Consider the following 19,405-nt stretch of genomic DNA (forward strand, 5'->3'; position numbering starts at 1 on the left):
ACTTCGAACCGTTAAAATTCGAAGAGCAATGGACTTAAAAAGGATAAGGCAGCCAATGGCCTTATTTTTCTAAGACCAGAAGCTCTCCACCAAGTATGTTGGTGACAGTCGCTGGGATTCAGCCCAGTCGCCCGAAATGAGTATTAGCAAACAATAACTCAATTTCTCGGCGTATATTCCCCTCACTAAGCTGCAACGGAGTTTGCTCTCCTTCACTTAGTTACCTGAATAACGCACCTCTTCCAGCCCTTAATTTGACGCCGTGGCATCAAACTATCTAAATAGGGTGAACACGCATTGAAACATTTTGGCCGTCTAGGTGTCAAGCATCGGACTGTAAATAATACGATTGTTAACTACACTTAACATTGCAGCTGAGACAATGCTATGAGATGAAAAACAAAAATATGTCGTTAATAAATAAAGTTAAAAATCGTTATATCGGGGCATTACTTGCTATGGCTATATTGCTGTCGATGGCGATGGGGATTATGCAGTATTTACTGTATCAGCAGAGCCAAGACGCGCACGTAATTAATATTGCGGGTATGCAGCGGATGTTGTCCCAGCGCATCGCGCTTTTCAGTGCACAAGAGGATAAAAGAGACAGTGAGGAGCTGCGTCAAACCATTGATAAATTTGAAAGTAATCATGAGTTTTTAACTAAAACAGAGGGAGGAGAGGCTATTTATTTGAATGAGGCGCTTGCAGCGCTTTACTACCAAGAGCCAGTGCAATTGGATTTACAAAGTAATACTTTTATCACTTTATCAAGGTCTCAGTTACAGCAATCCACTCCTCAACTGGTGGAACAAATCTTTACTGCATCTCAGCATTTACTCCCAAAACTGAATGAGGCAGTTTCACTATTCGAGCAGCAAGCGCGAAGTAAGACAGAGATGGTGAGGAAAATTGAATTGTTAATTTGGCTGCTCGGACTGTTGCTGCTGTTTATAGAAGCGAAATTTGTATTTCGCCCAATGGCGCGAGAAATTGCTGAAGCAATTAATAAATTAGAGGCGGCAAGAAAGCTTGCCGACGATGCACTACACTCAAAATCACGATTTTTAGCACGTGTTAGTCACGAGCTAAGAACGCCGTTGCAGGCCATTCATGGGTATTTAGATGAATATCTGAGTAACAAAGAAATCCAACACTTACAGCATGTGAAAAGCGCGGTAAATCAATTGGATGTATTACTTTATTCGGTTCAAGATTTTAATAACCTTTCCGAGCAAGAAGTGGTAATTGAGCGTCATCAAGTCGCGTTGCGAGAAGTAATAAAGTCAGCCTGTATTGCCTTTCAACTAACCGCACACAAGAAATCTCTCGCTTTTAATTTGGCATTGAGTAATGAGTTAGATGTGACTTGTTATTGTGATTGTAAGCGTGTTGGTTGGTTGATCGGTGAATTGGTTAATAATGCCATTAAATTTACAGAGCGTGGCAGCATTCAAGTATTTGCGGATTTGGTTGTAGATGAAGATACGCCATATTTAGAATTTGTTGTTGAAGATACAGGGCCCGGGTTCGACTATCAGCAGTTACGAGAAACTGTGCATAGCGAGCATTTTCAAGGCACGCAGTTAGGACTTAAACGTTGCCAATTACTCACCTCAGCGCTTGGGGGACGATTAGATTTTATTGCGAGGGAGCCAACGGGTATAAGAGCAACCTTGAGAGTTCCCATTGAAATTGACAACCAACAGACGCAGGCTCGTAAAGTGGAGCTGGTGTCAGCTCGCATTTTACTAGTGGAAGATAACTTACTAAATGCGCGCGTGATTGAAAAAATGCTCCAGCCCGTAGCCAAACAAGTAACGCATGTTGAACATGGTGAAGGTGCCCTTGAAGTATATGAGGTGGGTAAGTTCGATATCGTGCTAATGGATTTAAATATGCCTGTGATGGATGGCTTTGAAGCCACTGAGCGTTTGAGAGTGCTAGATCCGGCCGTGCCTATTTTGGTCGTGACCGCAAATACTAATGCGGAGGATTTAGATAAGGTCTACGCACTTGGCGCAACGGCTCATTTGTATAAGCCGTTGCACCCGGATGTGCTGCATAGCAAAGTGGCGCTATTACTGAATGAGTGTGGAGACTTAGTCTCGTCTTAAACGAATATTTCCAACCCCGACTTCTGCATCGATGGAATACTGGCCTTGACCACGATAGTCTGTTGTTGAGCCAACCATACTCTTTTCAGAAGTTTCTACGTTGCCAAAACCTGACATTGCCGTTTTACCAACACCTGAATCTAAAGACACCTTTTTGAAATCGGTGGTGGTAGTCTCAATTTTAATTTTTCCTACGCCTACCTCTAAATCAGCAGAGTTATTAAGATCTTGAATATCAATTTTGCCAACACCAACCTCAACATCTAAGGCCAAATTAACAGGCACCTTAACTTGCCAAGATAGTTCATAATCATCCGAATTGATTTCAAGTGAAAGCTTATCCCCCGATGTGTTGCTGTTTAGGGTAGCTTCACTTACATCTGGTTTACCAAACCAACTGTCTGACTCTTTCGGTTCAACCAAAATTTCGACCTCTATGGTGTTGCCGTTGTAAGTTTGTAGATCGATTTTACCTACGGAAATATCCACTTCTAACTCGGCTAGGCTATTGCTTGGGAATGATGCTGTAATGGTTTTTGAATCTTTTGCTTGTGCAGTCATTGCCGCTGCACTTAATGCTAAAACTAACGCTAACTTTTTCATTATTTTTTACCTTTAACGAGAGTGTTTGAAAGGTAAGTCGCAAATAAAAATGAAAAGGTTTAAAAAGATTTTTATTTTTTTAGGGCATGTTGATGGAAGTACTTGTTTAACACGCCCACAAAGTAAACTACTTACCTCTTAGCAAGATAACGCTGAGCGTCATAGTCGGGTGACTGAATAGCCGTTATTTTTAAGTTGCTCAACAAGGCCATATTTTTCAACAAGATGTAATGCACCAACGGCAATAAACGTTGATTCATTAGGGAGTTGCTTTTTAAGCATTTGCACCCAGTTATTATTGCGTTCAATGATCATCAGTTGCTCGGCTAATTTGCCGTATTTGTCATCCGAAAAACTTACCTGGTAGTAATGCGATAACTTCTCCAAATCGCCGCTTCGCCATGCGGAAACTAAATCCAAGAAGTAGGTATTCAAATCAGACATCTGTGCAAATGTTTCCTTGAGCATAGCGTCACTATGAATACTCAGCTGACTGAACATTTCAAGCTGATACTCTAAGGTTTCAAATTCACCAATTGGGATCTTCTTTTCGTTTGCATAGGCTATTACTTGTTTATCGATGCCGTTGGTATCGGTAAATCCAAGCTTTTGATATTCCAGTTGTAGCATAGTTACCATCACGGCCCATGGCGCATAGCGTTCAAATAAGGCGATATCTATTTGTTTTTTCGAAAAGTAGTCTTGTAGCTTCTGATAGACTTCTGCAGAGAGTTGGTCTTTTAGAGTTTGGTTGTTTTTTAACAGCATAAATGGCATGGAGCGCTGTTGGATCGCAAATGGAGAGAGCGCCTCTAAGTTCACTTCAACCATGACTCTATCACTGCTCGCAATGGCGCTTTTTACCTTGGCAGGTAAACCATGCATTTGTTCGTCACCGACGTGGACGGTACCAAATAAGTACGACGTTTTGTTGTCCTTTTCTATTTTCCACAGGCCAACTTCTGCGTTGGCGAGATTGCTGAAAAGGCTTAAGCAAAGATAAATAAATAACAATGGTGAAAATACTTTAACCATAGTAATGATCCCTGTTGGTTTTAAAGGGTCAGTCTGCGATATCGAAATGTGAATGTCACTAAAAAATGAAGTGCGCTTAGGCGGTAGAAAAAATTTCATATAGGGAAATCGAGAAAGTAAATTTTTCGTTATATCGAAACTGAACCAATAGAAAATTCGAATTTTAAAATTTGTGGTTGTTTTAATTCTTTAGTTTTTGGTTTTTTGGTTTTTTTATGCGTTAAGTTCAGGTTTTTAATTTTAAATAGCATAGTTTTTTGTGTTGACTTCAGTGTGTAAGGCGCGGTATTAATAGAAAAAGAGGCAGCACAGTGCTTACACTGAATGATTGCCAAGTTTAAATTTACGGAATTCAAGCAATGTTACTAACAGCAACTCTACTAGTCGTGATTATCAACGTGGTGATTATTATTACCGCGGGGGCTAGTTAGTGCTGTAAGAAAAGTATCAGCATAAACGCCCCCCGCACCAAAAGGTTCGGGGGGCGTTTTCGTTTTAGGGTATAAAAAAGGCAACTGAGAGCAGATCATGAGCAATCCAACAACCGGCGCACAACTTGTTATCAAGGTGCTAGAAGAGCAAGGCGTTAAACACGTATTTGGTTATCCAGGTGGTGCCATCATGCCCATTTATGACGCTTTGTATGGCGCGCCAGTTAAGCACTACTTGACTCGCCATGAGCAAGGTGCTGGTTTTGCTGCTGTTGGGTATGCTCGCAGTACAGGTAAGCTTGGGGTTTGTTTCGCCACTTCTGGACCCGGCGCAACGAACCTTATCACCGCACTTGCTGATGCCATGATGGATTCAGTTCCGCTACTGGCTATCACTGGGCAAGTGCCGACCGCTGCTATCGGTTCGGATGCTTTTCAAGAGGTGGATGTACTGGGCATGTCTTTGTCATGTACTAAGCACAGCTACATGGTTGAGCGAGCGGAAGACTTGGCTGAAGTATTACAAGAAGCCATGTACTTAGCGCAGTCTGGGCGACCTGGTCCGGTGTTGGTCGATATTCCCAAAGATATCCAGTTAGCTCAAGTACCTTTTCATCCTTTTGCTGCGCCACAAGACGAACAGCCGAGGGTTTCGCAAACTGAAGTAGCAAAAGCCAATCAATTATTATGTGATGCTAAACGACCTGTTGCCTACATTGGCGGCGGTGTGCAAAGCGCCGATGCGCAGTCACAGCTGATGCAATTTTTAGAAAAGACCCATATGCCGGCCGTATCGACGCTAAAAGCTTTGGGTAGCGTAACGCCGGATTATGATTATGACTTAGGAATGCTAGGTATGCACGGTACTCAAGCGGCGAACCTGGCGGTTCAGCAATGCGACTTGTTGGTATGTATCGGGGCGCGATTTGATGACCGTGTAACGGGGAATTTGGCAAAGTTTGCTGCAGGGGCAAGGGTGATCCATTTAGATATCGACCCTGCAGAAGTGGGCAAACGTAAACCCGCAGCCGCTTCGCTTATTGCAGATTTAAAACAGTCATTGCCGCAACTTGAATGTGTGGTTACGAATGCCGAATGGCTAGAGATCATCGAAGCACTGCAACGTCAACATGCGTGGCGTTATGACTATCCTGGCGAAAAAGTATTTGCACCGTATTTGTTAAATCAACTGAGCCAAAAGCTACCCAATACAGCGGTAGTGTGCTGCGATGTAGGCCAACATCAAATGTGGGTGGCACAGCACATGAAATTCAGTCATCCAAGCAATCATTTAAGTAGTGGCGGTGCAGGCACGATGGGATTTGGCTTACCAGCTGCAATTGGTGCACAGATAGCACGTCCAGATAACACAGTGATCACGGTATCTGGCGACGGCTCCATCATGATGAATATTCAAGAGTTGGCAACTATCCGCCGTAATAACCTGCCAGTTAAAATATTGATATTAGACAACCAAAGGCTGGGTATGGTGAGACAGTGGCAGCAACTCTTTTTTGACGGTCGTTACAGTGAAACCGACCTGTCAGACAATCCAGACTTTGTCTCATTGGCTGCCGTATTCGGTATTCCTGGGCAGACAATTACTCATGCAAACCAAGTAGATGATGCCGTTGACGCCATAGTAAATGCGCAAGGGCCCTATATTTTACATGCTTGTATCGACGATAAAGAAAACGTATGGCCGCTTGTTCCACCTGGTGCTGCCAATGATGAAATGATGACGGAGAGCCTTTCATGAAACACCATTTAACCGTTGCAGTAAAACAACAGAGCATCGCAGTGGAGCGCTTTTTACGCGTAGCCAGACATCGCGGATTTCGCTTAACGAATTTGGAATTACAAGGTCAAGATGATTTATTCCACGTCAAAATGACCGTAGATAGTGACAAACCTATCTATTTATTAACCTCACAACTGAGTAAGCTAGTAGAAGTGCAAGCGGTTGACTTGCATACACTACAGAAACAGGCAATTTAGAAGAATTAAGGTAGTTAATAATGACACAAACATCAGAAGTAATTTGGCATAACGGTGAAATGGTTCCTTATTTTCAAGCGACCACCCATGTGCTTAGCCATGCTTTACATTATGGCAGCTCAGTTTTTGAAGGGATCCGTGCTTACGATACGCCAAATGGTCCAGCTGTTTTCCGCTTAACCGATCATATTCAACGCCTCTTTGATTCCGCGAAGATCTACCGTATGGAAATTCCTTTTACCAAAGAGGAAGTAATCGCAGCGTGTAAAGAGACAATCCGCGCAAATGACTTTACCAATGCTTACCTTCGTCCATTTGCATTTTTGGGTCATGTAGGTCTTGGTTTAAACCCGAAATCTCACCGTGCAGACATGACAGTCGCTGCGATGGAATGGGGTGCATACCTTGGTGAAGAAGGCTTAGCGCAAGGTGTTGATGTGTGTGTTTCTTCTTGGAGCCGCCTTGCACCAAATACCATGCCTACCGCGGCTAAAGCGGGTGGGAACTACTTATCTTCACAGCTTATTTCAGGTGAGGCGAAGCGTAATGGTTATGTTGAAGGGATCGCGCTTGATGTTAATGGTTACCTGAGCGAAGGTGCTGGTGAGAACTTATTTGTTGTGAAAAAAGGCGTGCTTTATACCCCGCCAACCACAGCTTGTATTCTACCTGGTCTTACGCGCGACACTATCATTCATTTGGCAAAAAAACGCGGTTATGAAGTACGTGAAGAGCCAATTGCTCGCGAAGCGCTTTATCTTGCTGATGAGTTCTTTATGGTTGGTACCGCAGCGGAAGTAGTACCTGTTCGCAGCGTAGACAAGATTACCGTGGGTAATGGTGGTAGAGGTCCAATTACGGAGGAGTTACAGCAGGCCTATTTCGCTTTGGTTAAAGGTCAAGCTGATGACGAAAATGGCTGGTTAGAATACGTAAACGAATAATTTTATTGGAATCGGGGCCAAGCGTCCCGAACAAAAGCGCATTGTAAATTGTGGGAATGAGGAGCTCGGCAAAGCCGAGAAAAAGGTGAAGCATGGCTAAATTACGGAGCAAGACAACTACAGAGGGCAGACAACGCGCGGGTGCTCGTGCATTGTGGCGAGCAACGGGAATGACGGACAGTGATTTCCATAAACCGATCGTTGCGGTCGTGAATTCATATACCCAATTTGTTCCGGGTCATGTTCACCTCAATCAACTTAGCGCATTAATGGCTGATGCGATAACAGAGGCAGGCGGCGTACCTCGCGAATTTAATACCATTGCTATTGATGATGGTATCGCTATGGGTCACGGCGGCATGCTTTACTCGCTTCCGTCTCGAGACTTAATTGCAGATTCGGTAGAGTACATGGTTAACGCTCATTGTGCTGATGCCATGGTCTGCATTTCTAACTGCGACAAAATCACCCCAGGCATGTTACTTGCGGCACTGCGGTTGAATATTCCGGTGATCTTTGTTTCCGGCGGCCCGATGGAAGCGGGTAAAACTCGCTTAGCGGATATCGATTTAAAATTGGATCTCGTCGACGCTATGGTGAAAGGCGCAGATCCTACCGTGAGTGATGAAGACTCTGAGCAAGTAGAGCGCTCAGCTTGTCCTACTTGCGGTTCGTGTTCAGGCATGTTTACTGCCAACTCCATGAACTGTCTATTAGAAGCGCTGGGCTTAGCGTTGCCTGGTAATGGTACGACACTAGCTACACACAAAGACCGCCAACAGCTTTATTTGGGCGCAGCAAAGCGCATCATGGCTTTATGTGATGAGTACTATGGTAAAGACAATGAGCAAGTGCTGCCACGCAACATTGCGAACCAAGCCGCATTTATGAACGCCATGACATTAGATATCGCGATGGGCGGTTCATCTAATACCGTGCTGCATTTATTGGCGGCAGCGCAAGAAGGCTTTGTCGATTTTGATATGAATGACATAGACCGCTTATCTCGTAGCACACCGTTTTTGTGTAAAGTTGCTCCGGCAACGCAGCAATATCACATTGAAGACGTTCACCGTGCTGGCGGCATTATGGCCATTCTCAACGAGCTGGCCAGAGGCGATAAGTTGGACCTTTCAGTGGGACATGTTGCTGGCGGAAATCTAGGTGAAGTTATTGCGCGTTGGAATGCTGCAGACCGTGATAACGAACGGGCACAAACTTTCTATCGCGCGGGGCCTGCTGGGATCCGCACCACCCAAGCTATGAGCCAAGAGTATCGCTGGGATGAGCTTGATTTAGACCGTGAAGGCGGCTGTATTCGCTCCATCGAGCATGCCTTTAGGCAAGATGGCGGCCTTGCAGTATTGAAAGGTAACTTAGCGCCTGATGGTTGTATCGTGAAAAGTGCCGGGGTGGCCGATGAAATGCTGCGCTTTACGGGGCCGGCTGTAGTATTTGAATCTCAAGACGATGCCGTTGAGGGGATACTGGGTGGCCAAGTTAAGAAAGGTGATGTAGTGATCATTCGCTACGAAGGACCTAAAGGTGGTCCGGGTATGCAAGAAATGCTGTACCCAACTAGCTATCTTAAATCGATGGGGCTAGATAAAGACTGCGCTTTACTTACCGATGGTCGTTTTTCTGGCGGTACTTCTGGACTTTCTATTGGCCATGCGTCTCCAGAGGCTGCCAGTGGTGGCAATCTGGCGCTGGTTGAAAACGGCGATGTTGTCGCTATCGACATCTATAACCGCAGTATTGACGTTAAACTGGACGACACCGAGTTGGCGCTGCGCCATGAAAAGCAACTCGCTCGTGGTAAAGAAGCGTACAAACCAGTTAACAGAGAACGTTATGTGAGTCCCGCGCTAAAAGCCTATGCACTGTTAGCAACGAGTGCAGACAAAGGCGCGGTACGTGACTTACAAAAACTAGAGGAGTTAGGCTAGCGATGGTTTCCCAAGAGCTTGATTACTTTAGAGCCATAATTCAGGCGAATGTGGCACCGCTCGTTGAGGTAACGCAAGTGAATCAACTAGAGCAAATGTCAGCCCAGCTTAGTAACCAAATTTGGCTGAAAAGAGAGGACCAACAGCCGGTCTATTCTTTCAAATTGCGTGGTGCGTATAACAAGCTACGTCAGTTACCGAAAGGATCGCGGGTGTATACCGCTTCTGCGGGTAATCATGCTCAAGGGGTTGCACTCAGTGCAACGCATCTAGGTCAGCACGCTACCATTGTAATGCCTGTGACTACGCCAGAGATCAAGGTCAACGCGGTTCGTAAGCTCGGTGGTGAAGTGATCTTACACGGCCATCACTTTGATGCAGCAAAACAATACGCGCTAGATCTTTGTGAAGCGCAAAATGGTGTTTTTGTCCCGCCGTTTGATGATAAAGATGTGATCATCGGCCAAGGTACGGTGGCGCGAGAGTTAATTCAGCAACTTGATGAACTAGATGTCGTATTTATTCCCGTAGGAGGTGGTGGTTTGCTTGCGGGAATGGCTGTGTATTTGAAGTCACTTCGCCCTGATATCCGTATTATTGGGGTAGAAGCTGAGGACAGTGCATGCCTTAAAGCCGCGTTAGAAGCGGGAAAACCCGTGGAGCTTGAGCGAGTCGGTGGTTTTGCGGATGGCGTGGCGGTAAAGCTTATTGGCACTGAAACTTTTCGATTAGCACAAAAGTTTTGTGATGAAGTCGTGACGGTTAATGCCGATGAAATTTGTGCGGCGGTTCAAGATATTTTTGTGGAGACGAGAGCAACTGCAGAGCCTTCTGGCGCGTTATCAACCGCGGGTTTGAAGAAATGGCTTACGCAAACGGGTGAAAAGGGGCTGAGTGTTGCGGCTATCTTGTCAGGCGCTAATTTAAACTTCGATCGGTTGAGGTATATCGCCGAAAGAACGGCGTTAGGTGCTAAACATGAAGCATTGCTCGGGGTGACTATCCCTGAAGAAAAAGGCAGCTTTAAGCGTTTTTGTCACTCTCTTGGTGGCCGAGCGATCACTGAGTTTAACTATCGCTATGCAGGTTGTGGCGAAGCGCAAATTTTTGTTGGTGTCGGGCTTAGAAATGGCCAGCAAGAGCTAACTGAGTTAACCGCCTCGTTGCATCAAAATGGCTACCTGTTTGATGACTTATCAGATAACGAACTGGCAAAGTTACATGTGCGATATATGGTAGGCGGCAAACCGCCGAGCGTCATGAATGAACGTTTATTACGGTTTGAATTTCCTGAATATCCAGGCGCATTAGCGCGCTTTTTAGACATGCTCGGCTGTAATTGGAATATTACTTTATTTCATTATCGCAATCACGGTGCGGCACAGGGGAATGTATTAGCCGCTTTTGAAGTAGAGCCCAGTGATTATGAGCGCTTTGATGAACATCTTGCTAAGTTAGCGTATCAGTTTCAAGAAGAAACAGATAACCCGTGTTTTACACGTTTTTTGCATGGCGAGCAGTTAGCAAAGCAAAAGGCTGGATAATAAGTACTGAATTAGGTACGCTGGTCATGAAAGTATCTAATTTTATCAGTGGATTACATGATTAGAAAAAGAAAAAACAAGGACATCTTCATAACGTTAGTTACAAGGTTTGCACTGCTTGCGGGTTTATATTTTGGTGCGAGTGCGCTTTGGCCAGATCTGATCGAACACACACTTTTCTTGCCAATTGCGTTTGCAATTACAGTGATATCGGTCGTACTCCAAGGTGATATCGGTACCAACAGACGCCCAGAGCAAATGTTATTAAAAGAGGGCGAGAAGTTAATGCTCATCTACGGGGCAAATAAAATTATGATGCCAATAGCGCAAGTTGAGTCTGTTACTATTGATGATAATTACCTTGGGATCATCGAGAAGAATAATGGTAATGGCTATGACATTATGTGCAAAGGCAGTCAAGAGCAGATCTATCATCACCTAAAGAACATGCTAGGTACACATATAGAGAATTGCAAAGTACAACTGCTTTGAACCTTAGTCAGTTAAAGTAGTACTTAACTCACTGACACATTCAATACTTATCCAAACTTAATGGCAGCCTGAGCACCGTAAACTATAGTTAGCTATTATCAGTTGAAAAACGCAAGGATACGATGTTTCATTACTATGCTGCGTTATTACTATTCTTGTTTAGCATGCAGGTTGCCGCTCTTGAAAAAGTCACGCTACAGTTAAAGTGGACGCATCAATTTCAGTTTGCTGGCTACTATATGGCAAAAGAAAAGGGGTTCTATCAAGAAGAAGGATTAGACGTTCATATTCTTCCTGCCGATCCCAATAATCCTAACGTTGATTTTCGCGTGCTATACGGGCAAGCACAGTTCGGTGTGTTTCACTCTGGTCTACTGAAACAAAGGCTCAACGGTAAGCCATTCGTGGCGCTTGCTGCGATACTACAGTCTTCTCCTTATTGTTGGATGGTAAGAGCCGACAGTGATATTTATGTTCCCCGTGATTTTCAGGGGAAACGCCTCAGTCATTTAGGACACACAGAAAACGGTGAGTTGCTCATGATGTTGCAACGTGCAGGCGTCAATACACAAAATATGCGCTTGTATTCAGGCAGTGAGCCACTGAAAGACTTTATCGCGGGTAAATTTGATGCGATGCAAGTTTATAGCACCAATGAGCCCTATACCGTGCAGCAAAGCGGTCTATCAACCCGTGAAATTTGCCCTAAGCAGTTTGGTTTAAACGTTTATGCTGACGTGCTCTTTACTACTGAAAGCGTACTAGAAAACCGTCCTGAGCTTGTTAAACGTTTTCGTCGTGCGTGCCTTAAAGGTTGGCGGTACGCTATGTTACATCTAGAAGAAACCTTAGCGATAACTAAACAGCAATACGCTACCCAAAAACCCCTAGAACAGCTCGCATTTGAGGCAGAGAAGTTAAGGGAGTTCATAAAGGTGGCTAATATTCCAATTGGAACAATGTCGACGGCAAAATGGCAATGGATAGCACAGCTATATCACTTAGATGTGAGTCAATTTCATGAACACAAATCGCGCTTTATTTATTCAGAAGTGAAGAATGAACAACCTAAGCTATCTTGGGTGTTGATTATTGCAGCGATTTTGACATTGGTTTGTATCCCAATGTATATCCACTTAATTTTTTCTCGTAAATATCATCAACAATTACGCTAGAATAAGGGTATTGTTTCCCTGACAACCGTGGCCATTGTGGAACCGAGCAAACGCTTTCAACTTCTAGATAAATTATTATTCGATACCCGACAATATTGGCAAGTCGTTGCTTTTGAGCATCTCACTATTCCCTGGCCACAACTGCAATCTGAATTACTGCGGTTAAGCGACGATGCAGTATCAACATTAGACAGTGACACTGATGCCCTTTTTACTTTTTTTAGTCGCTATATTCCCGAACTTGAACAACTTACGGTCTTAAGTGCTTTACCGCAAAAAGTGGGCCGTAGAGATGAGTTACCATTTTGGCTGAGTAATGGCATAAAAGGGCGTAAATTAGAGCAACTTCAAGACTTTGTTGCCGCAGTAAATGAAACCAAGGCATCGGTACTAGAGTGGTGCGCAGGTAAAGGTCATTTAGGTCGATTGCTTTCTTATCATGGCGCGCCTGAAGTGAACAGTATTGAGCTTCAAGCGGATCTGTGTCGACAAGGAGAGGAAAGCGCGAAGCGGCAAAATCTAAACTTGCATTTTCATTGTGCCGACGTGCTGAAAGATGACATACATCACCACTTCGTTGAAAATCGCCATGGTATTGCACTGCATGCATGTGGTGAATTACATCGTGTATTTATGCACCAAGCGGTGGCGAATGGTATGAAAAAGCTATCGCTCTCCCCGTGCTGCTATCACTTATTTACACCACCTGATTATCAAGCCATGAGTGTTGAAGCACAGCAGAGTCAGCTCAATTTGTCTCATCACGATATGAAGTTAGCGCTGCAAGAGACAGTTACAGCACCCGGGAGAGTGGCACAAGTACGTAAAAAAGAGGTGAGTTGGCGCTTAGGGTTTGATGCGCTGCGCAGAGAACTTACCGCAGATAAATATTACGTGAGTGTGCCTTCGGTCAATAAGGCTATTTTTTCTGGGTCGTTTAGTGAATTCTGTTATTGGGCAGCTGAGCAGAAGCAGCTTGCCCTGCCTGATGGAATTGATTTTGACCAATATGAACGTATTGGGCGTGAACGAAAACAAGTAACGGACAGAATCGAGCTAGTACGACACGTGTTTCGTCGTGCGATTGAGATCTGGTTGGTCCTGGATAGGGTTTTATATCTGCAAGCAGCTGGGTATGATGTCACCCTTAGTACTTTTTGCGAAAAGTCACTCACCCCAAGGAATATTTTGATACAGGCTGAACGTCAGTCGGAGAACCATTAATGTGTAAAACGAGCCCAAGTCCGCTGAGTCACTTACTCGATAATAATAAACAGTGGGCAGATCGCACCAATGCCAGTGATCCTGAGTTTTTCAAAAAACTGTCGCAACAACAGAATCCAGATTATTTATGGATTGGCTGCTCTGACTCTCGTGTGCCTGCCAACGAGATTGTTGATTTAATGCCTGGAGAATTGTTTGTTCACCGCAATGTTGCCAATGTCGTGGTGCATACCGATCACAACTGTTTGTCGGTCATGCAGTATGCGGTTGAGGTGCTCAAAGTGGATCACATTATGGTGGTTGGTCACTACGGTTGCGGTGGAGTGCAAGCGGTGCTCGATAATGCTAAGTTTGGCCTTATTGATAACTGGCTGCGTCATGTCGCTGATGTGAAAGAGAAACACCAAGCGATTATTGAACAAGTGAGCAAAGAAAAGCAGTGTGCGGCGCTTTGTGAGCTAAATGTGGTTGAACAGGTGCGCAACGTGTGTCAGAGCAATATTGTTCAAGATGCTTGGCAGCGAGGTCAAACTTTGACGGTACACGGGTGGGTCTATGGTCTAGCTGATGGTCTCTTGAATGAGGTGGTGAACGCCGTAGAAGATATGGAGCAACTGTCGCTTTGCTATGAAAAGTCTCTGCTTGGCGTGAACCAGCGCTATTGCTAGGGTCAACATAGTTTAGAGATTGCGTGCGCCACAAGCGCACGCTTTACTTTCCAAAGCTTTGGTTGCTTATTCCTGCGAGTCGGATGCTTGGCTGGCAAGTTGTGCTTCTAACTGCGCCACTTTTTCTTCAAGTTCAACCAATTTTTCACGTGTACGGATCAGCACTTTGCTTTGAATATCAAACTCTTCTCTGCTAACAAAATCCATTTCTGATAATTTGCTCTGGATCGCCTGTTTCGTTCTTGCTTCAAATGTTTCAGCAAGATTCTTTACGCCCTGTGGCATGTTACTGGAAATTTGCTTAGCAATTTCTTCAATTTTGGCTGGATTAATCATCTTCTTACCTTAGCTTGCGAGTCAGTATACACAGTCCATCTTACCTTATGCGCCGCAGACGGAAAAGGTTCGCTTCATAGTTTTACATGGATACGGTAAACTAGCGAGCTTAGTTTATAAGAATTCCTCAACCCCTCAGCACTGACAGTTGTTGCCAACATTGTGCCAAGCGAGAAGATAACCGGATTAGTTGCATGAAGCTCAACCCAAAACAAGACGAAGCGGTAAAATATATCAGTGGTCCATGCCTTGTATTGGCAGGGGCGGGCTCAGGTAAAACCCGGGTTATTACCAATAAAATTGCCTACCTAGTGCAGCAGTGTGAATACAAAGCCAAAAATATCGCAGCGGTCACCTTTACCAACAAAGCGGCGAAAGAAATGCGTGAACGGGTGGCACAAACTTTGGGCAAGCAAGAAGCTAAGGGTTTATGGGTGTCGACATTCCATACATTAGGGCTGGAAATCATCAAAAAAGAGGTCAAGACCTTGGGTTATAAACCCGGCTTTTCTTTGTTTGATGATCAAGACACCAATCAGTTGTTAAGTGAACTCACTGAAAAAGAGCTTGAGCGTGATAAAGACTTACTCAACTTGCTAAAAATGCAGATTGGTAACTGGAAGAATGAGCTTATTTTGCCAGAGCGTGCTATTCGAGAGGCGCGAGAGCCACAAAAAGCGCTATTCGCTCAGCTTTATGCGCGTTATCAAACACAGCTGCGTGCTTACAATGCTTTAGACTTTGATGATCTTATTATGATCCCAACTTTGCTTTTGAATCAGTCGGTTGATGTGAGAGAGCGCTGGCAGCAACGATTCCGCTATTTGCTGGTGGATGAGTATCAAGATACCAATACCAGCCAGTATCAGTTAGTGAAACTGCTCGTTGGTGAGCGCGCACGTTTTACTGTGGTTGGTGACGATGATCAGTCTATCTATTCATGGCGTGGCGCTAAACCGCAAAACTTAGTGCTGTTGAGCAAAGACTTTCCGGGCCTAAGACTTATCAAGTTGGAACAAAACTACCGTAGTGCAGGTCGGATCCTAAAAGCCGCGAATATTCTTATCGCCAACAATCCCCATGAATTTGATAAACAACTGTTCAGTGAGCTGGGGTATGGCGACCCGATCCGTGTGATAGCGACTCGTGACGAAGAGCATGAAGCGGAGCGTGTGGTCGCGGAGATCATTTCACACAAGTTTATGAAACGTACCAGCTATCGCGACTATGCATTGCTCTATCGCGGTAATCATCAAGCTCGAGTGTTTGAAAAGGCACTCATGACCAACCGTATTCCATACAAAATCAGTGGCGGTATGTCGTTCTTTGCACGTAGTGAAATCAAAGACATCATGGCTTATTTACGATTCTTAGTGAACCAAGATGATGACAACGCATTTTTACGTATCGTCAATACCCCACGACGCGAGATTGGCCCGGTGACACTAGAAAAGCTAGGTAGCTTTGCCAACGAGCGCCATATCAGTCTATTTGCGGCGTGTTTTGAGTCAGAGCTCTCAGATCGCTTGGCGGGTCGTGGCTTAAATGCATTGATGGGATTTGCGCGCTGGGTGGTTGAGCTTTCCGACCGAGCAACCCGCGGAGATACCTTGGAAGCGGTAAAAGATATGATCCGTGAAATTAATTACGAAGCGTATCTGTACGAGTCATCTCCCAGTGCAAAAGCTGCGGAAATGCGGATGAAAAACGTATCAGAATTATACCGTTGGATAAGTGATATGCTCACGGGAGATGCTGATAACCCCGCCATGACACTGCCAGAAGTGGTAAGCAAACTCACATTAAGAGATATGCTTGAGCGCAATGAAGAGGAAGATGACTCAGATGCAGTACAGTTATTAACGCTGCATGCGTCCAAAGGTTTGGAATATCCACACGTATTTATGGTGGGGATGGAAGAAGGCTTACTACCTCACCAAACGAGTATTGATGAAGATAATGTCGAAGAGGAAAGGCGTTTGGCCTACGTTGGTATAACTCGAGCTCAGCAAACCTTAACATTGACTTATACCAAAAGTCGTCGTCAATTTGGTGAGCAGATCACCCCAGAGCTGAGTCGCTTTGTACAAGAATTGCCGCAAGATGATTTACAAATTGAAGGGAAAAAGCCTGTGGCGACACAGGCAGAACGAATGGAAAAAGGTAAGTCTAACGTTGCGAATTTACGGGCAATGCTAAGACGGGACTGATTCGTTATCAAAACTCTGGATAAAGGCTACACGTTCGTCGCCCTTATCCAGCATTTGCTGTTTGCCAAAAAACAGCTGCAAACCATGCTTTTCCAGCAAGCTTCTAAAGTTTAAAATCGCAGGACCCCGGGCGATGACCTTAATATTCTTCACCTTAGTAACGGCTAAAATACCTTGTAATTGAACCTCATAGCTCGTTTGCTGTAAGACGCGTTTACTAAACGTCGAGCTTAATAAGACATAGGTAAAGTCAACTTGGCTAATTAGGGTTAGATCGCAGCGATCTTTACCAAAATTATTCAAGCCAATAGGGATCCCCATATCGGCCAAGGCTCTGAGATTTAATACTTGCTGACTAGAAGCAAAGCGAATTTCGCTTTCTTCGAAGAGCAAACAAAGTGGTTTGTCTTGCCGCTTAAGCTGCTGCTTTAGCGCGTCAAAATGTGCGCTTTCTAGTAACATTGCTGAACAACCAAATAGCATATCTTCATCGCGACTAAGGGCTATTTCTTGCGCTTTGTTAAGCAGATGCAATTCAATTTCAAGCAGTTGAGATTTTTCTGCGGCAAACTTTTTCAGAATATCAAAACTGGTGCTGCCTAACACTGGATGCTCGCCAAAGGCTTCCAAAAAGCCAATTGGCTGGGCGTTATCAGACCAGTTGACGATTTCCGTGCAGCGGAAGTGGGTAGGGAGCTTATCTAAGTGATGCTGTTCTTGCTGCTTTTGAGCATTTGAGCTTGCGGTTAGCAGTGGATGATAAAATTCATAGCGACCACGGCCAGCGTTTTTAGCATAGTACATTGCCGCATCGGCATCTCTGATAATTTCATCGGTGTTACGGTATAGCTTATTACTGTAGGTGATCCCTATGCTGGCACCGCTTTGCATGCATACCCCCTTCAAACAGAAAGGTTGCTGCATGACTTTGATAATGCGCTTGGCGACATCTTCCGCTTGCTGACGATCGGTTAGGTGATCAAGTAAGATCACGAATTCATCACCAGCAAGTCGAGCTAATAAATCGTGTTCACGAATACACTCTAAGAATGACTGTGCCACCCACACCAAAAACTGATCACCAGCTTGGTGACCTAATTCATCATTAATGTCTTTAAACTTATCTAAGTCGATAAACAAAACGGCAAAATTATCTTCGGGATAACGATGATGTTTCTTTAGCGTCTTTTCGAGCTGAGTTAAAAACAAACTACGGTTTGGAAGACCCGTGAGTGAATCATGATGAGCATCATGATAAAGCTGTTGTTCAATCTTTTTGCGTTCTTCCATCTGCATTTGCAGGTGTAAATTGGCTTGCTGTAACTCTTTGGTTTTTTCCGCAACTCGATGTTCTAGCTGCTGGTGACTGATCTTAAGTGCTTGGTTCGCTAGATGCGTTTGTAGTACAGAGGCAATCTGATTAGATACAAAAGAGATCAGCTCTACATCATCATAATTAAACTCGTGTTTGTGCTCATAAGCCTGACATGCGATCAGGCCGATGACGCCAGTAGCGGTTTTTAATGGTGCACCAAGCCAGCTGGTTGCTGCAAGCTTGTGGTTATAGCCTGCTGGGCGCTCTACTGTTCCCTCTAGTGCTAAGGATTTGGCGCGGGTACTGTCTATTAACTGGCTTTGCTCAGTACGAATAACCAGCTCACTATACCCTTTTGCAAATGGGCGAGGGTTATAATTGGTTTTTTCATCAACGCTATACGGGAAGGTAAGCCAATTCGTCTCTTTATCGTAAAGCGCTATGTAGAGGTTGTCGGCAAAAGTAATAGAACGAATAATGTCGTGAACTTGTTGGTAAACATCGTCAATATCGGAGAACTGGGTTGCTAATTCAGAAATCTTGAATAAGATTTGCTGTCTTTCTAGCGCACGCTTGCGGTTTTCTATCTCTTTATTAAGTGCTTCATTACTTTGCATTAGTGCCCGCGTGCGAATTTTCACTTCAGACTCTAGTAACTCACGCTTTTTAACGCGTTCAATTGCTGTGGCCAGATACAGTGACATGACTTCAAGCAACTCAACTTGATGATCGCTGTAGGATTGCTCTGCTTCGTAGCTTTGCGATACCATCACGCCAATAATTGCGCCGTCGCGATAGATAGGCACACCCACCCAATGCTCTGCTTGACTGCCCATTATCTTAAACTCGCCAGCATTGGCTCGCGATAGCATGTCATCTTTGGTGAGATAAACGGTTTCGCCGGTTTTAAATACAAAGCCAGTCACACCATCTTTAAAGTGATGTGCTTCATGAAGTGGGACAGAAATACCGTCTTTTTCATCAACAAAATACGATAGCTCAAGCGCTTGAGTAAAGCGATTTTGCAGGACAACATAAAAGCTTTTGCTGGGTAAATATTGAGATAGAATATTGTGGATTGCGGGATACAACAGGGTAAGCTCAGCAACAGTACTAGCCTGTTCTGATAACTGAATTAATGTGTATTGAAGTTGAGACTTTCTTTTATACTTTTTGAGTAAAGACTCTAATCTGGCGGTTCGCCGAGATAGTCTCCTAACCTGCTGTTGTGGCTCTTCCAATGACGAAACCAGTTCTTATTGTTGTTTAATTATTGAGCTTAATAGTTTCACTTTTAGCCGAGACGGTCAAGTGTAAATTTCTCATTCCTGTTCGCTTTATAAAGCGATATCAAACCAGTGTTA

At 44.4% G+C, this 19,405-nt stretch carries 15 protein-coding genes and 1 riboswitch; of the genes, 11 read left to right on the plus strand and 4 right to left on the minus strand.

Going from position 1 to position 19,405, the window contains the following annotated elements:
- Window positions 1–71: 71 nt before the first annotated feature.
- A riboswitch (Lysine riboswitch) is annotated at window positions 72–250 on the minus strand.
- A 142-nt stretch (window positions 251–392) separates the two neighbouring features.
- Window positions 393–2,117, plus strand: a complete 1,725-nt coding sequence (locus tag A587_RS0121050) for a response regulator (protein WP_017219176.1) — start codon at window positions 393–395, stop codon at window positions 2,115–2,117.
- Here A587_RS0121050 and A587_RS0121055 read toward each other — a convergent pair.
- Complete coding sequence (locus A587_RS0121055; protein ID WP_017219177.1) at window positions 2,103–2,720, minus strand: hypothetical protein; 618 nt, start codon at window positions 2,718–2,720, stop codon at window positions 2,103–2,105. The two genes, A587_RS0121050 and A587_RS0121055, sit on opposite strands and share 15 nt — an antisense overlap.
- Window positions 2,721–2,879: 159 nt before the next feature.
- Window positions 2,880–3,755: a TraB/GumN family protein gene (locus A587_RS0121060; RefSeq protein WP_010376336.1), complete on the minus strand. Its 876-nt coding sequence runs from the start codon at window positions 3,753–3,755 to the stop codon at window positions 2,880–2,882.
- Window positions 3,756–4,283: 528 nt separating this feature from the next.
- Between A587_RS0121060 and ilvG the strand changes: the two genes are divergently transcribed.
- The 9 genes from ilvG to can all read left to right on the plus strand — a co-directional run bounded on the left by ilvG (window position 4,284) and on the right by can (window position 14,180).
- Window positions 4,284–5,945 (plus strand): acetolactate synthase 2 catalytic subunit, encoded by a 1,662-nt coding sequence (gene ilvG / locus A587_RS0121075; protein WP_017219180.1) that lies wholly within the window; start codon window positions 4,284–4,286, stop codon window positions 5,943–5,945.
- Window positions 5,942–6,184, plus strand: a complete 243-nt coding sequence (gene ilvM, locus A587_RS0121080) for an acetolactate synthase 2 small subunit (protein ID WP_010376329.1) — start codon at window positions 5,942–5,944, stop codon at window positions 6,182–6,184. Before ilvG ends, ilvM begins: the two co-directional genes overlap by 4 nt.
- Window positions 6,185–6,204: 20 nt before the next feature.
- Window positions 6,205–7,128 carry a branched-chain amino acid transaminase gene (locus A587_RS0121085; protein WP_010607766.1) on the plus strand — a complete coding sequence of 308 codons (924 nt, stop codon included), beginning with the start codon at window positions 6,205–6,207 and terminating at the stop codon, window positions 7,126–7,128.
- A 92-nt stretch (window positions 7,129–7,220) separates the two neighbouring features.
- Entirely contained in the window at window positions 7,221–9,077 is a 1,857-nt protein-coding gene (gene ilvD / locus A587_RS0121090) for a dihydroxy-acid dehydratase (RefSeq protein WP_010607767.1), read from the plus strand.
- 2 nt (window positions 9,078–9,079) lie between these two features.
- The gene (ilvA, locus tag A587_RS0121095; RefSeq protein WP_017219181.1) at window positions 9,080–10,621 is read left to right on the plus strand and encodes a threonine ammonia-lyase, biosynthetic; all 1,542 of its coding nucleotides are present in this window, start codon (window positions 9,080–9,082) and stop codon (window positions 10,619–10,621) included.
- 57 nt (window positions 10,622–10,678) lie between these two features.
- Window positions 10,679–11,113: a hypothetical protein gene (locus tag A587_RS0121100; protein ID WP_017219182.1), complete on the plus strand. Its 435-nt coding sequence runs from the start codon at window positions 10,679–10,681 to the stop codon at window positions 11,111–11,113.
- 122 nt (window positions 11,114–11,235) lie between these two features.
- Complete coding sequence (locus A587_RS0121105; protein WP_017219183.1) at window positions 11,236–12,288, plus strand: ABC transporter substrate-binding protein; 1,053 nt, start codon at window positions 11,236–11,238, stop codon at window positions 12,286–12,288.
- A 27-nt stretch (window positions 12,289–12,315) separates the two neighbouring features.
- Window positions 12,316–13,512, plus strand: coding sequence for a methyltransferase (locus A587_RS0121110; protein WP_010376316.1), 1,197 nt, complete (start codon window positions 12,316–12,318; stop codon window positions 13,510–13,512).
- On the plus strand, window positions 13,512–14,180 hold the full coding sequence (gene can / locus A587_RS0121115) for a carbonate dehydratase (protein ID WP_010376314.1): 669 nt from the start codon (window positions 13,512–13,514) through the stop codon (window positions 14,178–14,180). Before A587_RS0121110 ends, can begins: the two co-directional genes overlap by 1 nt.
- Before the next feature lie 66 nt (window positions 14,181–14,246).
- On the opposite strand, the gene ubiK is transcribed toward can, so the two are convergent.
- On the minus strand, window positions 14,247–14,516 hold the full coding sequence (gene ubiK, locus A587_RS0121120) for a ubiquinone biosynthesis accessory factor UbiK (RefSeq protein WP_010376312.1): 270 nt from the start codon (window positions 14,514–14,516) through the stop codon (window positions 14,247–14,249).
- A gap of 194 nt (window positions 14,517–14,710) precedes the next feature.
- Between ubiK and rep the strand changes: the two genes are divergently transcribed.
- Window positions 14,711–16,726 carry a DNA helicase Rep gene (rep, locus tag A587_RS0121125; protein WP_017219184.1) on the plus strand — a complete coding sequence of 672 codons (2,016 nt, stop codon included), beginning with the start codon at window positions 14,711–14,713 and terminating at the stop codon, window positions 16,724–16,726.
- Here the strand turns inward: rep and A587_RS0121130 are convergent.
- Entirely contained in the window at window positions 16,712–19,282 is a 2,571-nt protein-coding gene (locus A587_RS0121130; RefSeq protein WP_017219185.1) for a sensor domain-containing diguanylate cyclase, read from the minus strand. The genes rep and A587_RS0121130 overlap by 15 nt on opposite strands.
- Between the last annotated feature and the right edge of the window lie 123 nt (window positions 19,283–19,405).

Source organism: Pseudoalteromonas sp. NJ631, from assembly GCF_000276645.1.
In the GTDB taxonomy this organism is placed as follows: domain Bacteria; phylum Pseudomonadota; class Gammaproteobacteria; order Enterobacterales; family Alteromonadaceae; genus Pseudoalteromonas; species Pseudoalteromonas piscicida.

Coding starts and splice junctions, on each gene's coding strand:
- rep (WP_017219184.1), top strand. CDS start 14,711: ATGAAGCTCAACCCAAAACAAGACGAAGCGGTAAAATATATCAGTGGT.
- ubiK (WP_010376312.1), bottom strand. CDS start 14,516: ATGATTAATCCAGCCAAAATTGAAGAAATTGCTAAGCAAATTTCCAGT.
- A587_RS0121060 (WP_010376336.1), bottom strand. CDS start 3,755: ATGGTTAAAGTATTTTCACCATTGTTATTTATTTATCTTTGCTTAAGC.
- A587_RS0121105 (WP_017219183.1), top strand. CDS start 11,236: ATGTTTCATTACTATGCTGCGTTATTACTATTCTTGTTTAGCATGCAG.
- ilvA (WP_017219181.1), top strand. CDS start 9,080: ATGGTTTCCCAAGAGCTTGATTACTTTAGAGCCATAATTCAGGCGAAT.
- A587_RS0121100 (WP_017219182.1), top strand. CDS start 10,679: ATGATTAGAAAAAGAAAAAACAAGGACATCTTCATAACGTTAGTTACA.
- A587_RS0121050 (WP_017219176.1), top strand. CDS start 393: ATGAAAAACAAAAATATGTCGTTAATAAATAAAGTTAAAAATCGTTAT.
- A587_RS0121085 (WP_010607766.1), top strand. CDS start 6,205: ATGACACAAACATCAGAAGTAATTTGGCATAACGGTGAAATGGTTCCT.
- A587_RS0121055 (WP_017219177.1), bottom strand. CDS start 2,720: ATGAAAAAGTTAGCGTTAGTTTTAGCATTAAGTGCAGCGGCAATGACT.
- ilvG (WP_017219180.1), top strand. CDS start 4,284: ATGAGCAATCCAACAACCGGCGCACAACTTGTTATCAAGGTGCTAGAA.
- ilvM (WP_010376329.1), top strand. CDS start 5,942: ATGAAACACCATTTAACCGTTGCAGTAAAACAACAGAGCATCGCAGTG.
- ilvD (WP_010607767.1), top strand. CDS start 7,221: ATGGCTAAATTACGGAGCAAGACAACTACAGAGGGCAGACAACGCGCG.
- can (WP_010376314.1), top strand. CDS start 13,512: ATGTGTAAAACGAGCCCAAGTCCGCTGAGTCACTTACTCGATAATAAT.